This window comes from Streptomyces purpureus, from assembly GCF_014648195.1.
Lineage (GTDB): Bacteria > Actinomycetota > Actinomycetes > Streptomycetales > Streptomycetaceae > Streptomyces > Streptomyces purpureus.
In genome coordinates, this window is record NZ_BMQQ01000029.1 from 1 (window position 1) to 20,269 (window position 20,269).

Here is a 20,269-nt window from a genome sequence, read left to right on the forward strand (position 1 = left end):
CATGGTGCTGGTGGTTCTCCTTCGCCAGGACCGTAACCCTGGCATCAGGGACTCCACAAATCTCAGTACAGCTCAGTTGGTCTTTTCTCGAACCCAGTTGGTGAAGCTTCGCTCCGCCGCGCGGTACACCCGCTTGGTGACCTCAACGAGCTTGTTGAAGCCGGAGCGGAGGCCGGAGGCCACCGTGTTGACGACTGCCCTGACCGCCTGACGCGGGTGGGTGACCGCCCACACGACCTTCTTGACCACCGATTTGACCGTCTTGACGCCCTTGTTCCAGGCCTTCCGGCACCAGTCGCACCTCGGCCAGTTCCCATCCGGGTCGGAGTAGTTCATCGGCGCGCCCGCGCCATACGTGTACCGGTTGGCCAGGATCGACGCGCCCGACGCGTACTGGTACGCGTCCCGGGAGTCGAAGGTCGCCGAGACCGGGTCGTACCAGCGTGCGCCCATGTTGACCTGGTCGGTGTCAGGGTCGGTGTAGTCGCCCTGATACCCGACATTGCCTGCCACGTCCGTCGTCGTCCTCGGGACGCCGAACGGGTCGTACGCGGTGGACTGGGCGAGCGAGGCCGCCGCGCCCTTGTCCGCATCCATGTTGCCCACGAGGTCGCCACGGTTGTCGGAAAGGGTGAGGCGGGCAACGCCGCCCTCCATGACCGAGAGCAGTTCCCCGCCCACGCCCCGCCCGTAGGTGGCCGAGTTGTCCTTGACCGGGTCGGGAGAAAGTCCCTCGTAGACGAAGTCCGTGCCATTGCGGGCGGCGACCCGGTTCAGGGAGTCGTAGGTGTAGCTCGTGCCGGACTCGCCCGCCTTCGTCATGCGGTCGAAGGCGTCGAAGGTGAAGTCCTCCTTGAGGCCGGAGCTGGTCCGCGAAGAGAGCGTGCCACGGGGGGTGTGGTCGTAGGTGTAGTCCCCGTCGGACAGCATCCGGTTTCGTTCGTCGAACGTTGCCGTCTTCGTGCCGTTCTTGATGCGGTTGCCGCTGTCGTCCCAGGCGTACTGGGTGGTCTTGCCGTCCGCGGTCCAGGACGTCATGCGGTCAGCGTCGTCGTATCCGTACGTCTGGGTACCCGCCTTCTCGGTGCCGGCCGTGGTCTTCGAGGTGAGGCGGCCCTCGTCGTCATAGCCGTAGTCGATGGACGACAGAGTGGCTCCGGCACTGTTCTTGACGGTGTCGGTGTCGATCTGGCCGAGGGAGTCGTAGGTGTACGTGCGGGACTGGCCGGCGCCGTACGTGACCTTCTCCAGCGCCCCTGAGGCGTCGTAGCCGTAGGACTGCTTGGTTCCGGTCAGCGAGTCCTTCGCGCTCGCCATGAGTTGGTTGGTGTAGGTGAAGATCGCGGTGCCCGAGGCGTCCGTGCGGCTGGTGAGCAGAGCGTCCGCGTCGTACTCGTACGTCGCGTTGCCCGAAGGGCCTTCCGCCTTGATGAGGTTTCCGCGGTCGTTGTACGAGTAGGTGTTGTCGCCCTTGGGGGTCGAGGCCTTGATCAGGCGGCCTGCCGCATCGTATTGGAAGCGCTTCTCGGCGGTCGGTGCCTCGGCCCCTGTGCCCGTCTCCCGGACCAGGGCGCCCGCCTTGTCGAACTCCCGCTCGCGGATCACCTTGCCCGGCGCGGTCACCTTCACGGCCTGCCCGCCAGCGTTGTACGCGGTGGTCCACGTACGGTCGGCCGCGGCCGGGTCACGGCTGGTCGCCGGTTCGATCAGCGACTCGGGCAGGCCAAGGGTGTTGGTGGTGAAGACGGTCGTGTTGCCACGGCCGTCGGTGTAGCGGGTCCGGTTGCCCAGGGCGTCGTAGCCGAACGAGGTCGTGATCGACTTGGTGTCGGAGACCGGCTCGGTCTGGCTCTTCATCCGCCCGAGCGCGTCGAACGTGTAGGTGGTCGAACGGCCCAGTGGGTCGGTGGCCCTGGTGAGGTTACCGACCGTGTCGTAGCCGTAGGTCACCTTCCTCAGCGGGCTGTTGTTGGCGTCCAGGTCCGAGTCGTCGACGACCTGGCCGAGCTGGTCGTACAGCTTTGCCGACGTGCGCCCCTTGCCGTCGGTCACACGGACCTCGCGGCCCACCGCGTCGTAGCCGAACTGGGTACTCACACCGCCGGGCTCGACGACCTTCGTCGCCTGGCCGAGGGTGTCGTAGGTGTACTGCGTCACCGCACCGCCCGGCGCGGTCTTCCGGACCACGTTGCCGAGGTCGTCGTAGGTGAAGCGGGTGGTGAAGGCGCCCGGCTGCGGCTTGCGCTCGATCAGCGTCTGGGTGACGGGGCGGTCGAGGTCGTCGTAGGTGCTCTCGGCGCGCGAGCCGTTGGGGTCGGTGATCGAGAGCACCTGTCCGGTGCGGGTGTAGGTGTACTTCCACTGGGCGCGGCCGTCGCCGGTGCCATAGGGCACGTCCTTGACCGTCACGCGGTTCAGACGGTCGTACGTGAAGCGGGTGACGCGTCCCAGGGCGTCGGTGGATTCGGTGACGTTGCCCAGCGCGTCGTAGGCGTTGCTCATGGTGGGCGTGATGGGCGTGGCGGAGCCGGGTGCCGTGTAGGAGGGAGCCGTCGCTGACACCGGGCGGCCCAGACGGTCGTAAGCGGTCCGGTTGATGTTGCCGAGCGCGTCCACAGATTCGGTCACGGCGCCGAACGTGTCGTAGCCGGTGAACGTCTGGGGGCGTGAGGTGACCGGAGCGGCGCCGTTCGACTCGGTCTCGACGGCCGGGGCTGTGGTGGAGACCGGTCGGCCCAGCTCGTCGTAGGCCGTCTCTGTCTTGTTGCCCGCGGGGTCGGTGGTCGCCGTGAGCAGCCCACGCTGGTCGTAGTCGTAGGTGGTCGTGCGTGACTCCGAGCCGTTGCGGAGCGACTCCGTCTTGCGGTTGCCCGCGGCGTCGTAGGTGTAGCTGACGCTGTGGCCCGACACCGAGACCGGCCAGGGGACATTGGACGGGGTGCCGCTCGTGACAACCGTTTGCACGTTCCCGGCGACGTCGTAGGTGTACGTGGTCCGCCGTGCGATCCCGGACGGGTCGACGATCTCCGTCTTCATGCGGCCCACGCTGTCGTAGGTGTACTGCGTGGTGTGCTTGCCGTTGCCGGCCGTCTCGGTGAGGACGTTGCCCGCGCCGTCGTAGGTGTTGGATTCGATCAGAAGGTCGCGCTTGGTCCCGTCGGGGTTGTGGAAGCCCTTGAGCTTGACGGACTTCACGAGGTCGTCGCCGAAGTACTCGTACGCCAAGGTGCGTCCCATGGCATCGGTCTCGCGGACGAGCCGTCCCGCCATGTCGTACGAGAAGGACTGCAGGACGGTGTGGCTGTCGTCGCCTCCGTCGTCGTCCCAGTCCCGCAGACGGGTCTCGGCCACCATGTTGCGTGCGGTGTAGAGGTACTCGAAGTGGTTGCCGTTGGCGTCCACCATCGAGGTCTTGTTGCCGAGGGCGTCGTAGGACGACGTGGTCTCGTTGCCCTCGGCGTCGGTGACCTTCTGCGGGCGGCCGCGGTCGTCCAGCTCGAAGGTCATCACGCGCGACGAGTCACCGCCCAGAAGGTCGCTGACCTCGGTGCGGACCACATTGCCGTCGGCGTCGTACTCCGACACCGTCTTCTGCTGATGCTTGGTGAGGATGACGGCGTTGGTCGCCACCGGTTCGGTCGTGGCGGTGATCCGCGACAGCTTGTCGTACGCGTACGTCTTGGTGGCGCCGGCGGGCAGCGCGTCGGAAACGGCTGTCTCCGAGATCTTGCGGCCCAGGGCGTCGTAGGTGAACTTCAGAATCCGGCCCGAGGGCTCGGTCACCCACGCCAGGTCGCCGTTCTTGAAGTAGGTGTACCGGGTGACCTTGCCCCGCGGATCAGTGGCCGTCATCGGCAGTCCGGACGGCGCCGCTCCTCCGCCGACCGCGGGTTCGGAACCCGTGGTGTACGAGTTGCGCGCCGTTCCGCCGTCGGGGGCGGTCTGGACGGTCAGCCGGCCCTGGGTGTTGTACGTGTACTTGGTCAGGAAGCGGTTGTCCGTGGGGCCGGTGGAACGACCGTCGCGAGTCTCGATCGGCTGGTCGGCCCGCAGGTCGAAGTCGCCTGTCGAGGCGGGGTACGTGGTGTAGCTGGTCTGGCAGTCGTCCTTGCCACGGCACGTCCTGCGGCTGGTCACGTTCCCGCGGTCGTCGTAGCCGAGGGTGACGGTGTCGCCGTTCTCGCTGGTGATGCCCGTCTGGAAGCCGTTGTCGTCGTACGCGAAGGAGCGGATGGCGACCCCGTCGACCGGGCATCGGATGAAGTCGGGTTCGGTGCCGCCGCTGCTGGGTGGTGTGGTGCAGAAGGCCGGGTCGCCTGGATCGGGCGTGGTGCAGACCTCACCCGGTGAGGTGGGTGTGGGCGACGGTGTGGCGGTGACCGGCTCCCGCGCGCCGAGGCCGACCGGCTCGCCGTAGCGCAGCAGTCGGGAGGAGAGTCCGTCGTACTCGTAGAAGTACGGCGCGTTCATGGGGTCGCGGACCTCGACGGTGCGCCGCAGATCCTTATCGCTGCCGAACACCGTGGGGGCGCCGATTTTCCAGGTGCCGCCGTTGCGGTCGGTGTACTCCTCGACCCGGTCGCGAGAGGCGTCATAGCTGACCTCGGAGGCGACCCGGCCGCTGGGCAGCGTCGTCCCGGTCATGACGTCGGCTGCCCGGCCGCCCTCACGGTGGTGCGCGGCGACGGCCGCCGCCCCCAGCGGGTGGTGGTAGACCGCGACGTCGTCGATCGTGCCGGCGAAGGACTTGGCGCCTGTGGCACCCCATCCCGGCCAGGAGGCAGGAGTGGCGGCGTGGGCGGCACCGATCTGGTTGAACGTCAGGTCCTGCTGGACGAGCTGCTTGCCGGTGATGCGCCCGGAGAGCTTGCCGTCGAGGTAGAGGCTCTGGTCGGCCCCGGAGACCGACAGCACGGCATGGTGCCACTTGCCGTCGTTGACGCTCTTGGGGTCGGTGATCGGAGCGGCTGTACCGGTCCAGAACTGGCCCCGGAGCTTGCCGTCCGTTCCGACGTACAGCAGCGGGACACCAGTGGCCGGCGCCGTGCCCCAGGCCTTGTTCTGGTACCCGACGAGCGGGCCGCCCAGCCCGGCGGAGATGGTCTTGAACCAGACCTCGACGGCGGCGTCCCGGCTCTTCTTGAGGGTGCCGGACGGGAGATCGACGCGGGAGGTGGAGCCGTTGAACGTGGCGGCGGTACCGGGATCACCGGCGAGCGCACCGGCTGCCTTCAGGGCGACGGTGCGGTAGGTGCCCCGGTCCTTGCCGAGGTTGGCTTCGTTGGCACTGGCCGCGTCGGTACCCTCCTCCTCGCCCAGACGCCAGTACGACTCGGGGCGGGAGTCAAGGACGGTGGTGCGGTACTGCGGGACAGCCGCCGCAGCGGCGGACGCCATCCTCCGCACCTGCGAACGCAGGGCGTACGAGAGAGAGCAGCATGAGTAAGCGCTTGACGCGACTGCCGTCCCGTGGAACCACGACCGCCATCGCCGCCGTTGCCGTGGCTCCCCTGTTGATAGCGATGCCAGGCACCGCCAAGGCCGCAACCACGGTCTCCTGCGTCCCGGACGCACCTCTGCAGTCCGTGACCACGACAGGCGCGCTCTACCAGTACAAGATGAAGACGCCCCTCACCGGCACCGCGTACACGGGCCCTGCAACGATCGGTGCTGGTTTCGAACAGCACGGTCGGACGCTGTCCGGGCCCGGCCAGTCCTACTACGGGTTCAAGGCAGACGGCGTTTATTACAGCCACCGCAACAGCGCCGGCGGCTGGACGGCGGGACACAAGAAGATCGGCAGTGGCCTCGGCTTCGTGGCCAAGCCTGAGAACCGCGACCGGGCCACGGTCGATCGCGCGGGCTGGATCTGGACCATCGAGGAGAGCGGCGCCCTCAAGGCCTACAAGTACGACGCCGCGAGCGGTACGTGGGCGAACGGCGGGTCCAGCAAGCCCCTCGACGAGGATTGGGGCCGCTACACCCTCATCACGGCCGGCGACTCAGGCGTTCTCTACGGGCGGACCGCGGACGGCAAGCTGTACCGCTCCCACTTCGACATGACCACGCAGCGGTGGCTGGAACGCCATGTACTGGTGAGCAGCGGCGGCTGGAACGAGTTCAAGAGCATCTCGTCCAACGGCGGCGACACGCTCGTGGCCACACAGAACAGTACCGGCAACGCGCTCTACTACCGGTACGACGACGCCACACACACGTGGCCGGTCAGCCGCGTGAAAGTGGGCGCCAACGGTTGGACGAACTTCCGCGAGGTCACCGCTTCGCCCGACAGCTGCACCTTGCTGACGAACGTTTCCCCGGCTTCCCCCGCCATTCCACTGAAGGACTACACGGCCACGACCGTGCTCCAGGGCCCAACGGGCAAGGTGGAGCTGGCGTACGTCGACAACATCGGCCCCTGCCGCCTGATCCACGGAAGCGCCGACCCGGCCGCCTTTGACACCACCATCTACACGCCGATCGGCGGGCCCGAGGCTTTCGCCGGTCGCCCCTCGCTCGCCACGCACTCCGACGGCCGGCTTTCGGTCACCGCGCACAACACCGCCGGTGCGGCGGTCTGGCAGCGCTATCGGTCCACGACGGAAGCGTGGGGCACCTGGAACAACCAGCTCGGCGCCATGGCGCAGCCCGCCGTCACCGCCAACACGCCGTCCGGCCTGCTGGCGGAGTTCTCCGCGGACGCGGGTGGCCGGCCGTGGTACCGACTGCTGTCGAAGAACGGATCGGACTTCACGGCATGGATGCCGCTTCCTGGCTCAGGGTTCTCCGGCCCCTTCACAGCGGTGGCCGCGCGCCACGGGATCCAGCTCTTCGGTAAGAACGCCTCGGGCACGCTCAGCACCGCCCTCTTCAAGGAGGACGGCACCCTGTCCGCGTGGACCACCGTGGGCAGCCAGCAGATCATCGGCGAGCCGGCGGTCATGAGCTATCAGGGCTACCGCATGCGCATCTTCGCCACCACCGCCGAGGGCAACGTCGTCACCACCGCACAGACGGCGGAAGGCTCGGACTTCAGTGCCTGGAGCGCCGTGCCCGGCGTGGCCGCAGCGGGTTCGCCTTCGGCGGTGCTGTCTCCCGTCACGGGTACGGCCGAGGTGGTGGTGCGTGACCGGCAGAGCCAGATTCAGACCACTGGGGAGGTCACGCAGAACAGTGGCACCTGGCGGAACTGGCAGAGCCCGGGTTTCGAGAGCCTCACCTCCGCCACCGATCCCACGGCTTTCACCTTCTCCGAGGGTGGCCAGACGTGGGGGTACACCTTCCGGAACGCGAGCAACCAGGTCAGCATCTACCGGGCGCAGTACACCGGCACGGGCGCGGCAGCGCTCTCCTCGCTCCGCTTCGCGGGCGGCGCGGCGCCTGCGCCCAAGTAGAACGCCGCGCGGGGGCGGCCGATCGGTCGCCCCCGCGCGGTCCCACTCGGTTCCGCTTACACGAGCGGGCTCGACCACGCCCCCTCATATGAGGTTTCTCCGCAGAAAGTTCACCCCCTGAGTAAACCTCCGGCCTGAGCTTTCCCTCATATCTCCCGGAAATCTTCACGGGAGGTAGGACATGTCGAAGCGGTCGCGCCGCGCTGTGCTCGGGCTGATCGGTGCGGGGACGGCCGGGGTCGCGGGGTACGCCTTCAAGGACGAGCTGCTGCCGGGGGGCGACAAGCTGCCTGAGGCCGCGGAGAAGCCGGTCCCGGTCGAGCCCGTGGCCGTCGGTCCCAGCCTGATCACGGACGAGAACAAGCTGGCCGGCTCCGACGACTGGCGGATCGGTGGTGGGGGCCATCCCAAGGCCTCCAGTGACCGGGCCTGCCAGATCCAGGGGTACGCCTCGGCCACCTCGGTCGGCCATGGCGAGACGATCGACTTCCATGTCTCGGTCGGCTCCGGGCAGCGCTACAAGATAGCCGTCTTCCGGGTCGGCGACTACGGCGGCAAGGGCGCCCGGCTGCGTGTCACCAGCCGCTCCCTCCAGGGCAAGAGGCGGCCCCTGCCCAAGCCCGACCCGGCCACCGGCGCCCTGGTCTGCGACTGGCCCGTCTCCTGGTCCCTGCGGATCCCCTCCGGCTGGATCTCCGGGCTCTATCAGGCCGTCTTCACCACCGCCGACGGCAAGTACCGCAGCTGCACCCCCTTCGTGGTGCGCGAGCCGGACCGGGCCTCCGACCTTCTGGTCGTCCTGCCCTTCACCACGTACCAGGCCTACAACATGTGGCCGAAGGACAAACGCAACGGCAAGAACCTCTACCGCGGTTACACGAAGAAGGGCGAGATCGGCGGCACCGAGCTGCGGGCCTTCAAGGTCTCCTTCGACCGCCCCTACGCGGGCTCGGGCGTCCCCAACTGGCTCCAGCTCGACACCGGCTTCATACGCTGGGCCGAGCGCGCCGGGCGGGACGTCACGTACGCCAGCAGCCTGGACCTGCACGAGGGCACCGTCGACACCTCCAAGTACAAGGCGATCTACTTCCCCGGGCACGACGAGTACTGGTCCAAGGGCATGATGGACTCCGCCAAGAAGGCCGTCTCCGCCGGCCGTCACCTGGCCTTCCTCGCCTCGAACAACGTCTACTTCCACGTCCGGATGGAGAAGTCCGCGGACGGCCGGGCGAACCGGCTCATGGCCTGCTACAAGTCCTCGCCCGACCCGACGCCCGACAAGGCGGGCCGCACCTCGCGCTGGCGTGAGATAACCGGCGACGACCAGCGGCTCGCCGAGCAGCAGTTGCTGGGCATCCAGTTCAACGGCATCGTGCAGACCCCGGCTCCGATGATCGTCCGCGAGACCAGGCACTGGCTGTGGGCCGGCACCGGGCTGCGCGACGGCGACAAGCTGCCGAAGATGGTCGGCGTCGAGGCGGACAGCGTCGACCCGGAGGCCCCGAACCCGCCCGGCGCCCGCCGCACCCTGCTCGCCGAGTCGCCATACCACGACTCGCGCCCCCTGAAGAAGCGGACGATCCAGCACACAGCGGTGACCGAGTACCCGAACGGCGCGATGGTCTTCGTCGCAGGAACGTTTCACTGGGCGCTGGCCCTGAACGACGTCGAGGACCTGGAGGACCCGGAGCTGCATAACAAGCACATCCGGAAGGCGACCGAGAACCTGGTCGACCGAATGGTGCGGTAGCGGCTCGGGGCACAGGAAGGGAGTAGTGATCCGGTCATCGAGACCCCCTAGGATGACCGGATCCACTCGTCCCTCCACCCTCGAGCGGCCTTATATGTCCCGTAACGACGTTGTTCAGGTCACTTCGCCCCGCGAGGCCGAAGCCCCTGACGAGATAAAGAAGCGCTCCGCGTCCCCGGCGCTTCCCTCCAACAAGGCGCCCGCGCGCCTGTACGCCCTGGACGGCCTGCGGGTCGTCGCCGCGCTCGCTGTGCTTCTCTTCCACTTCGCGGGCATCGACAAGGCCACCGATGTGAACTGGGGTGAGAACCCCCGGTACCTCTTCCCCGAGCTCTTCCACTTCGCCAAGTACGGTTCGTACGGCGTCCAGCTCTTCTTCATCATCAGCGGCTTCGTGATCTGCCTCTCGGCCTGGGGCCGCACCCCCGGGCAGTTCATCAAGGCCCGCTTCCTGCGGCTCTTCCCCGCCTACTGGTTCTCGGTGATCGTCGGCGTCCTCGTATGGCGACTGATCCCGGACAGCGAGCGGAAGATCCCCACCATCAGCGACTCACTGACCAACCTGACCATGTTCCAGGTGCCGATGAACGCCGTGCACGTGGTCGGCGCGTACTGGACCCTCTGGATCGAGCTCTGCTTCTACCTGGTGTTCCTCTTCGTCCTGATCAAGCCGATCAGCTACAACCGGGTGTACATCTTCGGCTGGGCCTGGCTCCTCGTCTCGGTCATCGCCCAGCAGAAGGGCGGCACGGGCCTGCCGGTGCTGACCACCTTCGCGCAGCCGATGAGCACCGCGCTCTTCGTCTCCGGTATCGCGCTGTACCTGATCTACCGCTTCGGACCGGATCTCAAGCTGTGGCTGCTGCTGGGCGGCAGCTGGCTGATCATGCAGAGCGACCTCATGCAGCATGCCCAGATCACCAACAAGCAGGGATTCGACCGCAATCCCCTGCTCATCCTGGCTCTGGTCACCTCGTTCTATCTGCTGATCCTCGTCATCGCCCTGCACAAGGCCGACCGGCTCAACTGGCGCTGGCTCTCCACCGCCGGGGCTCTCGTCTACCCCCTCTACCTCCTCCACGAGGAGCTGGGCTGGGCCATCATCCGTACCCTCTACGGGCACCTCGGCGCCTGGGCCACGCTCGCCGCGACCACCGGCATCCTGCTGGTGCTGTCCTGGCTGGTGCACCGGTTCGTGGAGCAGCCCTCGGTGCGCTGGCTCAAGAAGCGCCTCTGAGCGGCCCGGGCCCCACGGACCGTACGACGAAGCGCCCCGCACCTTCCGGTGCGGGGCGCTTCGTCATGCGCGGTCTCAGACCTTCTCGGACACGGCCTTCTTCGGGCGGTCCGGCAGCAGGCGGCTGTAGATGCCGTCGATGATCTCGGCCTGCGCCTCCCAGGTCCAGCCCTCCAGGAGGCCCGGCTTGTCGTACGCGGCGCGGTAGCGCGCCGGGTCCGCCAGGACGGTCTTCGTGGCGCGGACGAAGTCCTCGGTGTCCTGGGCGCGGAAGACCTCGCCCTGGCCGGTCGAGTTCACCATGTCGGCCATCGTCTTGATGTCGCTGACGATGAGCGGCAGCCGGGCCTGCGAGTACTCGAAGAACTTGTTCGACAGGGCCAGCTCGTGGTTGGTCAGGTGGTGCAGCGGGCTGACCGCCGCGTCCGCCGCCTTCAGGTACTCCGGCACCTGCCAGTGCGGGACGAACGGCAGGAAGTGCACCCTGTCCCCCACGCCCAGCTTCTTCACCAGCTGCTGGGTGCTGGCGACCGCCTTCATCTTGCCCGGGGTGACCGAGACCAGCGCCACGTGCACGCCCGGCAGGGACGGCAGGCCCTCGATGATGGTCTCCACGCCACGGACCGGGCTGATGCCGCCGACGTACGCGAGGAGCGGGGTGTCGGCGTCGATGCCGCACATGGCGCGCAGGTCCGGCACCGGGGCGACGCCCTCGACCTCGTCGTCGGCCGGCCGCATCACGGGCGCGTTCAGCACGACCGCGGGCAGCTCCTTGAGGCCGTGGCCGTCCTTGAGCATCTCGGCCAGCGACGGCGAGACGGTGATCGCCGCGTCGGCGAAGACCGCGTGCTCCTTCTCCCAGGCGACATGGCCCGGCAGCCAGCGGCCGTGATAGGCGGGCAGACCGGGCACGAACTCGTGCGCGTCCCAGACCAGTTTCACCGGGCGGCCGGCCGCGCGGGCGCGGACCGCGGCGCGGGCGCCGACACCCAGCATCTTGAAGTCGTGGGCGTGGATGAGGTCGGGCTTGAAGTCGTCGATGTGCTTGGCGAAGGCCAGCTCGAAGTCCCACAGGTTCGGCATCAGCCGGCGCCAGGCGCGCTCGCCCATCAGCTTCGACCACAGGGCGGTCGTGGTGCGGTCCAGCGGCGCGGTGAGCGGGTTGCGGGCCTTCTGCAGGTTCCGGGTCTCCCGGGCGCGCAGCGCGACCCACTTGCTGAACACCTTGGCACCGGCGCGCGGCACGATCAGCCGGGCCTTGGAGCCGCCGGCGCTGGGCTTGCCGGGGTGGCCGGCCTGCGCGGCCTTCGCGGCGGCCTGGCGGAAGGCCAGGTCGGAGCGCCAGGCCTTGGCGGCCTGGACGCGGTACGAGGCCACCTGCGGCGAGCGGTAGGCGAGCGGACGGCGCGGGAACGGCCGGCGCAGGTCGTGGCGGCGCGGCTCCAGGTGGGCCGGCTTGGGGATCAGCCGGACCTCCGCCTTGCCGAGCTTCCAGGACTGGATCTTCGGGGTCGGCGATACGCCGAACAGGACGACCTCCCAGCCCGCGTCCGCGGCGGAACGGGCCGCCTTCTGGACCCGGGAGTCACCCTTGACGCCGTTGTCGACGAGCATGACGACCCGCCCCCGGGTCTCCCGCGACGGGGTCGTGCTGTCGGGCTCCATGTACGCGCCTTTCCTGATGGGCTTGGGTTCGCGGCAGATACCTTCCGCAGCGTGCGAGCATACCGTGCGCTCCCCGGGTCACCCATTCCCGTGCTTGACAGCGCTGCACGTACTATCGGCAGCGCATCGCATCCGCGCGCACCGCCTGTCGCACGCACCTCGCACCCCCACAAGGAGAAGAGCAACGTGAAGGTCCTCAGTGTCGTCGGGGCCCGCCCCCAGCTGGTGAAACTCGCCCCGATCGCGGCGGCCTTCGCGGGCACCGACCATCAGCACGTCATCGTGCACACCGGCCAGCACTACGACGCCGACCTGTCCGACGTCTTCTTCTCCGGTCTCGGCATCCCGGACCCGGACGTGCACCTGGGCGTCGGCTCCGGCAGCCACGGCGTGCAGACCGGCGCGGTCCTCGCCGCGATGGACAAGGTCCTCGAGGACGAGCGCCCGGACTGGGTCCTCGTGTACGGCGACACCAACTCCACCGTGGCCGGTGCGCTCTCCGCCGTGAAGCTGCACTACAAGGTCGCGCACCTGGAGGCGGGCCTGCGGTCCTTCAACCGCCGTATGCCCGAGGAGCACAACCGCGTCCTCACCGACCACTGCGCCGACCTGCTGCTCGCCCCCACCGAGGAGGCCGTGCGCCACCTCGGCAACGAAGGCCTCGCCGAGCGCACCCGGCTCGCCGGTGACGTGATGGTCGACATCTGCCTGCGGATCCGCGACGCCGTGCTCGCCGGCGAGCACCCGGCGCCCGCGCTGCCCGAGGGCATCGACCCGGAGCAGCCGTTCCTGCTCGCCACGCTGCACCGCCCCGACAACACCGACGACCCGGCCCGTCTCGCCGCGATCGTGGAGTCCCTCGCCGCGCTGCCGGTGCCGGTGGCGCTGCTCGCCCACCCGCGTCTGGTGGCCCGTGCCGAGGAGCACGGCATCAAGCTGGAGCAGGGCGCGGTGCGCGTGGGCCGCCCGCTGCCGTACGCCGGGCTGGTCGCCGCGGTCATGGCCTCGGCCGGTGTCGTCACCGACTCGGGCGGTCTGCAGAAGGAGACCTTCCTGCTGGGCCGGGCGTGCACCACGATCCGCCCGGAGACGGAGTGGGTGGAGACCCTGGAGGGCGGCTGGAACGTCCTCGTCCCGGACCCGCACGAGATGGACGTCGAGGAGTGGGCGAAGCTCGCCACCCGGCCCGCGCCCACCACCGAGCAGGGCACTCCGTACGGTGACGGCACCGCCGCCCAGCGCGTGGTGAAGCTGATGGAGGAGGCGCTGGCCGCCCAGGCCTGACGCCCCGGACAGACGAAAGAGGCCCCCTGCCCGCTCGGGCAGGGGGCCTCGTTCGTACGAGATCCGGTGCGGCCTACTTGGTGAGGAAGCTGTCCAGCGCCACGGCCGTGGCCGTGCCGTCGTGGTACTTCCGCGCGAACGCGGCCGACTCACGGCCGATCCGGGCGGTGGCCTCACGGTCGTCGAGGAGACGCTCCATGGCCTCGCCGAGGGTCTGCGGGGTCGCGTTGACGATCGGCGGGGTCACCCCGCACGCCTCGATCGAGTCCTCGTCGATGTACGCCACGACCGGCTTGCCGGCCGCCATGCCCTCGACGGAGAACGTGCCGTACGCGCCGACCGCGAACTGGTCGATCACGATGTCGGCGTCCAGGACCATCTCGCGCACCTCGGACCAGGAGACGCCCTCGGCGAGCTGGAACTCGATGACGCCGCGGTCGTTGAGGTCCTCCAGGAGCGGCAGGATCCGGTCGGTGCCCTTGGTCCAGCGGGCGGAGGGGGCGTGCAGCACCTTGGGGCGCTTGCGCTCCATCACCGGCCGGTCGCAGGCCCACTGCTCCACGTCCACGACGAGCGGCGTCCAGGTCGCCATCGGCAGGTCGAGGAGGAGGTCCGGGGTGGTGACGAAGACCGGCAGGCCGGCCTCCTCGGTGATGCGCCGGTTGCGGTCGGAGAGGGTCTGGAGGGTCTCCTCGTAGCCGTCCGGGGCGTCCAGGAACAGCGAGTACGGGTTGCGCTCGCGGTGCTTGGCGGGGTTGCGGACCTCGCTGCCGTGGGCGAGCAGCGCCACCTTGATCCGGTGGTGCTGGAGCGCGGCGAGGTCGCCCTCGATGCTGCCGCCGTTGAGCCCGCCGAAGACGGGCCGGAAGGCGTCGGCGATCAGGTGGGTGTAGCGGCGCACGGTCCGCTGCACCAGCTCCAGCTGCACGTCGAGGTTCTTCAGCGCGGCGCCGTCGATGTAGACGTCCGCGGGGTAGTCGTGCTTCTGGGTGGCGATGCGGTGCTTGACCACCTCGGCCGAGACGTCTTCGCGGCGGCGGGTGACGGCGGTGGCGTACGCGGCGAGCTGGCCGGCGTAGTTGGCCGGGCCGAGCCCCAGCTTGATCGGAGTGGGGCCGAGCGTCCGCCAGCCCTTGTCGAGCTGCTCGACCTGCTTGGCGTCGGCCTTGGCGACCTTGCGCTCCTCGGCCTCCCAGGAGAAGTCCGCGAGCGGCTCGCCCGGCTTCAGGCCGGAGATCTTGGTGTAGACCGCCATCAGCACCTCGGACTGGTGCTCCCAGGACAGGTCCGTCAGCAGCGCCTCGGTGATGTTCTTCTGCAGCGCCTCACGGTCGGCCGTGGCGCGCTTGACCGCCTCGACGAAGGACGCGGCGTCCTCGGCGGTGAAGACCTCGCCGACGCCGTGCGTGCGCACGTACTCGGCGAGCGTCTTCACGTCGCTGGTGATGATCGGCAGCTTGGCGTGGAGGTACTCGGCGGCCTTGGTGGGCAGCGAGTTCTCCACGTTCGGGATGCGGTGGAACGGCGTGAGCCCCAGGTCGGCGCTGGACAGGTAGTCCGCGACCTCGTGCTGGGGGACGTACGGCACGACGTGGACGCGGTCGCGGACACCGAGCTCGGCGGCCTGCTCCTGCAGGGCGGTGAGCCCGGCGTTGCGGCGGCCGGCGACCAGCGCGAGGTGATGCTCGGGCAGGTCGACCAGCGCCTCGACGACGGTGGCCAGGCCACGGTCCGGAGCGATCCAGCCCGCGTAGACGAGCAGCGGGACGCCCTCGTCGACCCCGGCGGCGGTACGGACGGAGACCCGGCCGGTGGCCGCGCCGACGACCTCGCGGATCGGGGCGTTACGGACCACGGCGGGGGTCTGCGGCAGCTTGTGGTCGTCCTGGAGCATCTTGGCGAGCTCGTCGGAGACGGTCACGACGGCGTCGGCCTTGCCGATGAACTCCCGCTCCACGGCCGGGAAGGCGGTCCGCATCTGCGGCTTGGCCCACTCGATGCCGGCGACGTACTCGTGCGAGTCGTACAGCCAGGCGCACTTGTGGCCACGGGCACGCAGCCGCGAGGCCGCCCGCGCCGCGGTGTGAATCATGGTGATGTCGTTGGCGTGGATGACATCGGGGGCCAGGTCCTCGATGAACGGGCCGAAGGCCAGGTCCAGATCGAGCAGCGCGGGCCAGTCCTGACGCCAGTCGCCGGTGGTCTTCACGGACTTGCGCCGCTGCTCCCAGCGGTAGGCGCGGACCCGGAAGTTGTGGGCGCTGCGGCGGGCGCGGACCCAGGCCTTGAGGCTCGCGGCCTGGACGCCGCCGACCGGCGACGAACCGATCCAGCCGATCCGGGCGGTCTGCTCACGCACCCAGGCGCGGTGCGCGTCGCGCAGCTGGTCCAGGGTGGCGCGGTCGCGGATGCCGAGCTGGGTGAGGCGGGCGCGGGCGCCGCCCCGGTCGCTCTTCGCGGTGACGCGGCGCTCCATGCGGTCGGTGACCGGCAGGCGTACCACCTTGACCGGGCCGAACCACGAGTGCTCCGCCTTCTTCGACGGGCTGCGTCCGATCAGGGTGACGTCCCAGCCCGCCTTGGCCGCCGCGAGAGCGGTCTTCTGTACCCGGGAGTCCCCCGTGATGCCGTTCGCGACGATGACGGCAAGCTTCGGCCGGGTGACAGACGTAGACATACGCAAATCCTTACACATCGAGTTGGCCAGAAGGCCCGGCCACGAGGTGGCCGGGCCAGGCCAGTGCGTCGGTGGTGTCAGCCACCGATGACGACGCGTCGGACACCGGTCCAGCGCTCCGGGTCCGTGGTGCGGCGGCCGTCGACGAGGACGGTGACGTCCGGCAGGTCGGAGGCGGCCAGTTCGCGGTACTCGGCGTGGTCGGCCTGGAGGATCGCCGCGGTGACCTTCTCGCCCTGGTGGGGGGTGAGGCCGTGCGCGGTCAGCTCCTCCGAGGTGTACATCGGGTCGGAGACGTACGGGACCGCGCCGCGGGCCTTGAGCGCCTCGACGGTGCCGAAGACGCCGGAGAAGGCGGTCTCCTTGACGCCACCGCGGTAGGCGGCGCCCAGCACCAGCACGTTCACGTCCTTCAGGTCGCCGTAGGCGGCGGCCAGCAGGTCGACGGCGTACTCCGGCATGGCGGCGTTGGCCTCGCGGGCCGAGCGCACGACGGTGGCCTCCGGGTCGTTCCACAGGTACATCCGCGGGTAGATCGGGATGCAGTGGCCGCCGACGGCGATGCCGGGCTGGTGGATGTGGCTGTAGGGCTGCGAGTTGCAGGCCTCGATGACCTTCTTGACGTCGATGCCGTTCTTGTCGGCGAAGCGGGCGAACTGGTTCGCCAGGCCGATGTTGACGTCGCGGTAGGTGGTCTCGGCGAGCTTGGCGAGCTCGGAGGCCTCGGCGGTGCCCAGGTCCCAGACGCCGTTCGGCTGCGGGAGGTCCGCACGGTCGTCGAAGTCGAGGACCTGCTCGTAGAACTCCACACCGCGCTTGGTGGAGGCCTCGTCGATGCCGCCGACGAGCTTGGGGTAGCGGCGCAGGTCGGCGAAGACGCGGCCGGTGAGGACGCGCTCCGGGGAGAAGACGAGGTGGAAGTCCTCGCCGGCCTTCAGGCCGGAGCCCTCCTCCAGCATCGGCGCCCAGCGGGTACGGGTGGTGCCGACCGGCAGGGTGGTCTCGTACGAGACGAGGGTGCCGGGCTTGAGGCCCTTGGCGATCGCCTTGGTCGCGGAGTCCATCCAGCCGAAGTCCGGGGTGCCCTCGGCGTCGACGAAGAGCGGCACGACGACGACGACGGCGTCGGACTCGGCGACGGCGGCGGCGGTGTCGGTGGTGGCGGAGAGCTGCCCGGCGCCGACGGTCTCCTTCAGGAGGCGGTCGAGGTCGAACTCGCCGGGGAAGGGCTCGGTGCCGGCGTTGACCAGCTCGACGACCTTTTCGTTGACGTCGGCGCCGATCACCCGGTGGCCCTTGGCGGCGAACTGGACGGCGAGCGGCAGTCCGATCTTTCCGAGAGCGACTACGCAGATGTTCATGGGGTGATTACTTCCTCTTGGAGCCGGTCAGCAGGGATCGCAGGCGCGAGCCCCAATTCTTGTTGGGCGGGTACAGCGGGCCGGTGGCGACGACGACGCGGCCCTTGGCGTTGACCTCGGCCGCCACCCGGTAGGGGTCGTCGACCCGCCAGCGGCGGGCCAGCGGCAGCGGGTGCTCCTCGCCGCGTACGGGAATCTCGTACGTCCAGCCGCCGGCGTCGAGCGAGACCCGCAGGCCGAGGGTGGCCTTGCGCCGCTTGAGCGGGATCCGGGCCCGGACCACGGTGGCGTCGCCGTCGGGGGTCGTCTCACGGGTGAACTCGCCGACGGGACGGGGAAGTTCCTCGTGCTTGCCGAGCCGCCGGGCGCCCGCCTTGTCGGTGGACTTCGGCATCGCGCGGTCCGCGAGCCGGACGACGGCGGACGAGGTGTCGCCGACGACCGGGACCCGGACGGAGACGTCCAGCGCGAACGCGTCGGCGTCCTGGTGCCAGGCCATGGAGGCGAGTTCGGTGCCGGGTCCGAACCGCCCGACGAGGGTGCCGAGCAGTTCGAAGCTGGAGTCAGGGATGTCGTAGCGCGAGTCCCGGAAGCCCGGGTACAGGGCGTAGGCGTGGTCCCCGTCGAGGAGCGTGGGCGGCAGGTCGCCTGCCGTGTCCGTGCGGACCAGTTCGGTCAGCGAGTCCGTACGGCGGGCGAACACCCAGCGGAACCTGAGCCGTTCGGGGACGGTCAGCCGGTGCTCGAAGCGGTCGAAGGAGGAGCCGTAATACTCCTCCAGGAACTCCGCGGTGACGCGGACGCACTCCTCGCGGCGCTCGGGAGTCTCGGCGAGGAAGTTCTCGCCGAAGATCCAGGCCAGGTCGACCTTGAGGAGCCGGATCGCGAAGGCGTCGTACAGATCGCCGGGGCCGGACAGCTCGTGCAGCCGGTCCAGGGCGCGCTTGCACACCTTGAGCCGGTTCTCGAACCGGGCCCGGTAGGTGATGTTGCTGTCGTCGTCGCGCCGGACCGCGTAGTAGCAGTCGTAGTCGGCGACCACGGAGACGGTCTTCGAGTGGACGTACGCCTCGAGGGTGAACGGCATGTCGCAGCTGACCGGGAGGTCCTCCGCGTAGCGCATGCCGTGCTTCTCGATGAGCGCGCGCTTGTACATCTTGGTGTTGGAGATCGCGTAGAGGGCGCCGGAGCCGATCAGCGGGATGCTGTTCTCGGTCGTACGGAACACCGCACGCGGAATCGAGCGGTTGCCGACGGCCACCATCTTGCCGAGAACGACGTCGGAGTCGTTCTTGTCGGCCATCTTGACCATCCGCTCGAGCGCTTCGCGGCCCAGGTAGTCGTCCGAGCCGACGAAGAACACATATCGGCCGGTCGCCTGGGAAAGCGCGACGTTGTTCGGACCGGCCGGGCCCCCGGAGTTCTCCTGGTGGATCACCTTGAAGGTGCCGGGGTACCGGGCCGCGAAGCGGTCGAGCTCCTTCCCGCTGTCGTCGGTGGAACCGTCGTTCACAGCGATGATCTCGAGACGGTCGAGCCCGATGCTCTGCCCGACGAGTGATTCGAGGCACTCGGTCAGGGCGGGCATCGTGTTGTAGACGGCCACGACCACCGTGACAGCGGGTTCGGTCAAAGGGTCACACCCTCGGCATCCGTGTCGGGCTTCAGGCTCACGGACAGACCGGTGGAGGCGGACTCCAGCACCGCGGCGGCGACCTCCACGGTCCGCAGGCCCTGACGCAGGGTGCAGATGTCGTTCGACTTGCCGAGCACCGCGTCCCTGAAGAGCTCGTGCTCGACGAGGAGCGGCTCACGCTTCGGGATGGCGTAGCGGATCATGTCGCCCTCCGAGACGCCGCGGAACGCCTGGAGCGCCTCCCACTCGGTGGCCTGGGCGGCGTTCGAGTAGAAGGTGAGGTCGGCGGTGAGGGTGTCGGCGATGAAGCAGCCGCGCTCGCCGGTGACGGAGGTGAATCGCTCCTTCAGCGGGCTGAGCCAGTTCACCAGGTGGTTCACCATCGTGCCGTCGCTGAGGCGGCCGACGGCGGAGACCATGTCCTCGTGCGGACGGCCACTCTTGTGCACCGTGTGGGCGGCGATGGAGGTGTACTCCTGGCCGGTCACCCAGGCGGTGAGGTCGATGTCGTGGGTGGCGAGGTCCTTGACCACGCCGACATCGGCGATGCGGTGCGGGAAGGGGCCCTGGCGGCGGGTGACGACCTGGAAGACGTCGCCGAGCTCGCCGGCCTCCAGGCGGGTGCGCAGCGAACGCAGCGCCGGGTTGCAGCGCTCGATGTGGCCGACACCGGCCACCAGGGAGCGCGACTCGAAGGCCTCGACGAGCCGGCGGGCACCCTCGACGGTGTCCGCGACCGGCTTCTCGATGAGGGCGCCGATACCGGCCTCGGCCAGCTTCAGGCCGACTTCCTCGTGCAGCGCGGTCGGGCAGGCCACCACGGCGTAGTCGATGCCGAGCGCGATGAGCTCCTCGACCGTCGACAGCACGGGGGCGCCCTGGGCCCAGCCGTTCGTGTCACCCATCGGGTCGACGACACCGACGAGGGTCACGCCCTCCAGGCTCGCGAGCACACGGGCGTGGTGGCGTCCCATGGAGCCGAGGCCGATGAGGCCGGCTCGCAGTCCAGCGGCGGTCACAGGTTCTCTCCCAGCGCGTTCACGGCGGTGACGATGCGCTCAAGGTCGTTCTGGGTCAGCGACGGGTGCACCGGCAGGGAGACGACCTCGGCGGCCGCCTTCTCCGTCTCGGGCAGGTCCCAGTTACGGCCGGCCTTCTGGTCCGGCTCCCAGTAGGGCTTCAGACGGTGGATCGGCGTCGGGTAGTACACGGCGTTGCCGATGCCGGCCTCGGTGAGCTTGGCCATCGCGGCGTCGCGGTCACCC

The 20,269-nt window shown here is 69.2% G+C and carries 11 protein-coding genes; 4 read left to right on the forward strand and 7 right to left on the reverse strand.

Going from position 1 to position 20,269, the window contains the following annotated elements; translation table 11 throughout:
* Positions 1-72 precede the first annotated feature (72 nt).
* A complete protein-coding gene (locus IEZ01_RS28055; RefSeq protein ID WP_189204416.1) occupies positions 73-5,397 on the reverse strand; it encodes a LamG-like jellyroll fold domain-containing protein in 5,325 nt (1,774 codons plus the stop codon).
* A gap of 41 nt (positions 5,398-5,438) precedes the next feature.
* Here IEZ01_RS28055 and IEZ01_RS28060 point away from each other — a divergent pair, with 41 nt between their 5' ends.
* The 3 genes from IEZ01_RS28060 (at position 5,439) to IEZ01_RS28070 (ending at position 10,381) form a co-directional block, all read left to right on the forward strand.
* Positions 5,439-7,394 (forward strand): tachylectin-related carbohydrate-binding protein, encoded by a 1,956-nt coding sequence (locus IEZ01_RS28060; RefSeq protein WP_189204418.1) that lies wholly within the window; start codon positions 5,439-5,441, stop codon positions 7,392-7,394.
* Between the two features lie 181 nt (positions 7,395-7,575).
* Positions 7,576-9,144, forward strand: coding sequence for a N,N-dimethylformamidase beta subunit family domain-containing protein (locus IEZ01_RS28065; protein WP_189204420.1), 1,569 nt, complete (start codon positions 7,576-7,578; stop codon positions 9,142-9,144).
* A 94-nt stretch (positions 9,145-9,238) separates the two neighbouring features.
* The gene (locus tag IEZ01_RS28070) at positions 9,239-10,381 is read left to right on the forward strand and encodes an acyltransferase family protein (RefSeq protein ID WP_189204422.1); all 1,143 of its coding nucleotides are present in this window, start codon (positions 9,239-9,241) and stop codon (positions 10,379-10,381) included.
* A gap of 75 nt (positions 10,382-10,456) precedes the next feature.
* On the opposite strand, the gene IEZ01_RS28075 is transcribed toward IEZ01_RS28070, so the two are convergent.
* A complete protein-coding gene (locus IEZ01_RS28075; protein WP_019886252.1) occupies positions 10,457-12,046 on the reverse strand; it encodes a glycosyltransferase family 4 protein in 1,590 nt (529 codons plus the stop codon).
* 186 nt (positions 12,047-12,232) lie between these two features.
* Here IEZ01_RS28075 and wecB point away from each other — a divergent pair, with 186 nt between their 5' ends.
* Complete coding sequence (gene wecB, locus IEZ01_RS28080) at positions 12,233-13,330, forward strand: non-hydrolyzing UDP-N-acetylglucosamine 2-epimerase (RefSeq protein WP_189204424.1); 1,098 nt, start codon at positions 12,233-12,235, stop codon at positions 13,328-13,330.
* A 73-nt stretch (positions 13,331-13,403) separates the two neighbouring features.
* On the opposite strand, the gene IEZ01_RS28085 is transcribed toward wecB, so the two are convergent.
* The 5 genes from IEZ01_RS28085 to IEZ01_RS35250 all read right to left on the reverse strand — a co-directional run.
* Positions 13,404-16,007 (reverse strand): glycosyltransferase family 4 protein, encoded by a 2,604-nt coding sequence (locus IEZ01_RS28085; RefSeq protein WP_189204426.1) that lies wholly within the window; start codon positions 16,005-16,007, stop codon positions 13,404-13,406.
* A 77-nt stretch (positions 16,008-16,084) separates the two neighbouring features.
* The gene (locus IEZ01_RS28090) at positions 16,085-17,368 is read right to left on the reverse strand and encodes a nucleotide sugar dehydrogenase (protein WP_189204435.1); all 1,284 of its coding nucleotides are present in this window, start codon (positions 17,366-17,368) and stop codon (positions 16,085-16,087) included.
* A 7-nt stretch (positions 17,369-17,375) separates the two neighbouring features.
* Positions 17,376-19,001, reverse strand: a complete 1,626-nt coding sequence (locus tag IEZ01_RS28095) for a glycosyltransferase family 2 protein (RefSeq protein WP_189204438.1) — start codon at positions 18,999-19,001, stop codon at positions 17,376-17,378.
* Positions 18,998-20,023 carry a Gfo/Idh/MocA family protein gene (locus IEZ01_RS28100; RefSeq protein ID WP_019886260.1) on the reverse strand — a complete coding sequence of 342 codons (1,026 nt, stop codon included), beginning with the start codon at positions 20,021-20,023 and terminating at the stop codon, positions 18,998-19,000. The genes IEZ01_RS28095 and IEZ01_RS28100 overlap by 4 nt, the downstream gene beginning before the upstream one ends.
* Positions 20,020-20,269: DegT/DnrJ/EryC1/StrS family aminotransferase (locus tag IEZ01_RS35250; RefSeq protein WP_229833255.1), on the reverse strand; the 250-nt coding region annotated here is incomplete at its 5' end. The genes IEZ01_RS35250 and IEZ01_RS28100, both read right to left, overlap by 4 nt.

Coding starts and splice junctions, on each gene's coding strand:
- IEZ01_RS28075 (WP_019886252.1), bottom strand. CDS start 12,046: ATGGAGCCCGACAGCACGACCCCGTCGCGGGAGACCCGGGGGCGGGTC.
- IEZ01_RS28065 (WP_189204420.1), top strand. CDS start 7,576: ATGTCGAAGCGGTCGCGCCGCGCTGTGCTCGGGCTGATCGGTGCGGGG.
- IEZ01_RS28060 (WP_189204418.1), top strand. CDS start 5,439: ATGAGTAAGCGCTTGACGCGACTGCCGTCCCGTGGAACCACGACCGCC.
- IEZ01_RS28055 (WP_189204416.1), bottom strand. CDS start 5,397: ATGGCGTCCGCCGCTGCGGCGGCTGTCCCGCAGTACCGCACCACCGTC.
- IEZ01_RS28070 (WP_189204422.1), top strand. CDS start 9,239: ATGTCCCGTAACGACGTTGTTCAGGTCACTTCGCCCCGCGAGGCCGAA.
- IEZ01_RS28090 (WP_189204435.1), bottom strand. CDS start 17,368: ATGAACATCTGCGTAGTCGCTCTCGGAAAGATCGGACTGCCGCTCGCC.
- IEZ01_RS28085 (WP_189204426.1), bottom strand. CDS start 16,007: ATGTCTACGTCTGTCACCCGGCCGAAGCTTGCCGTCATCGTCGCGAAC.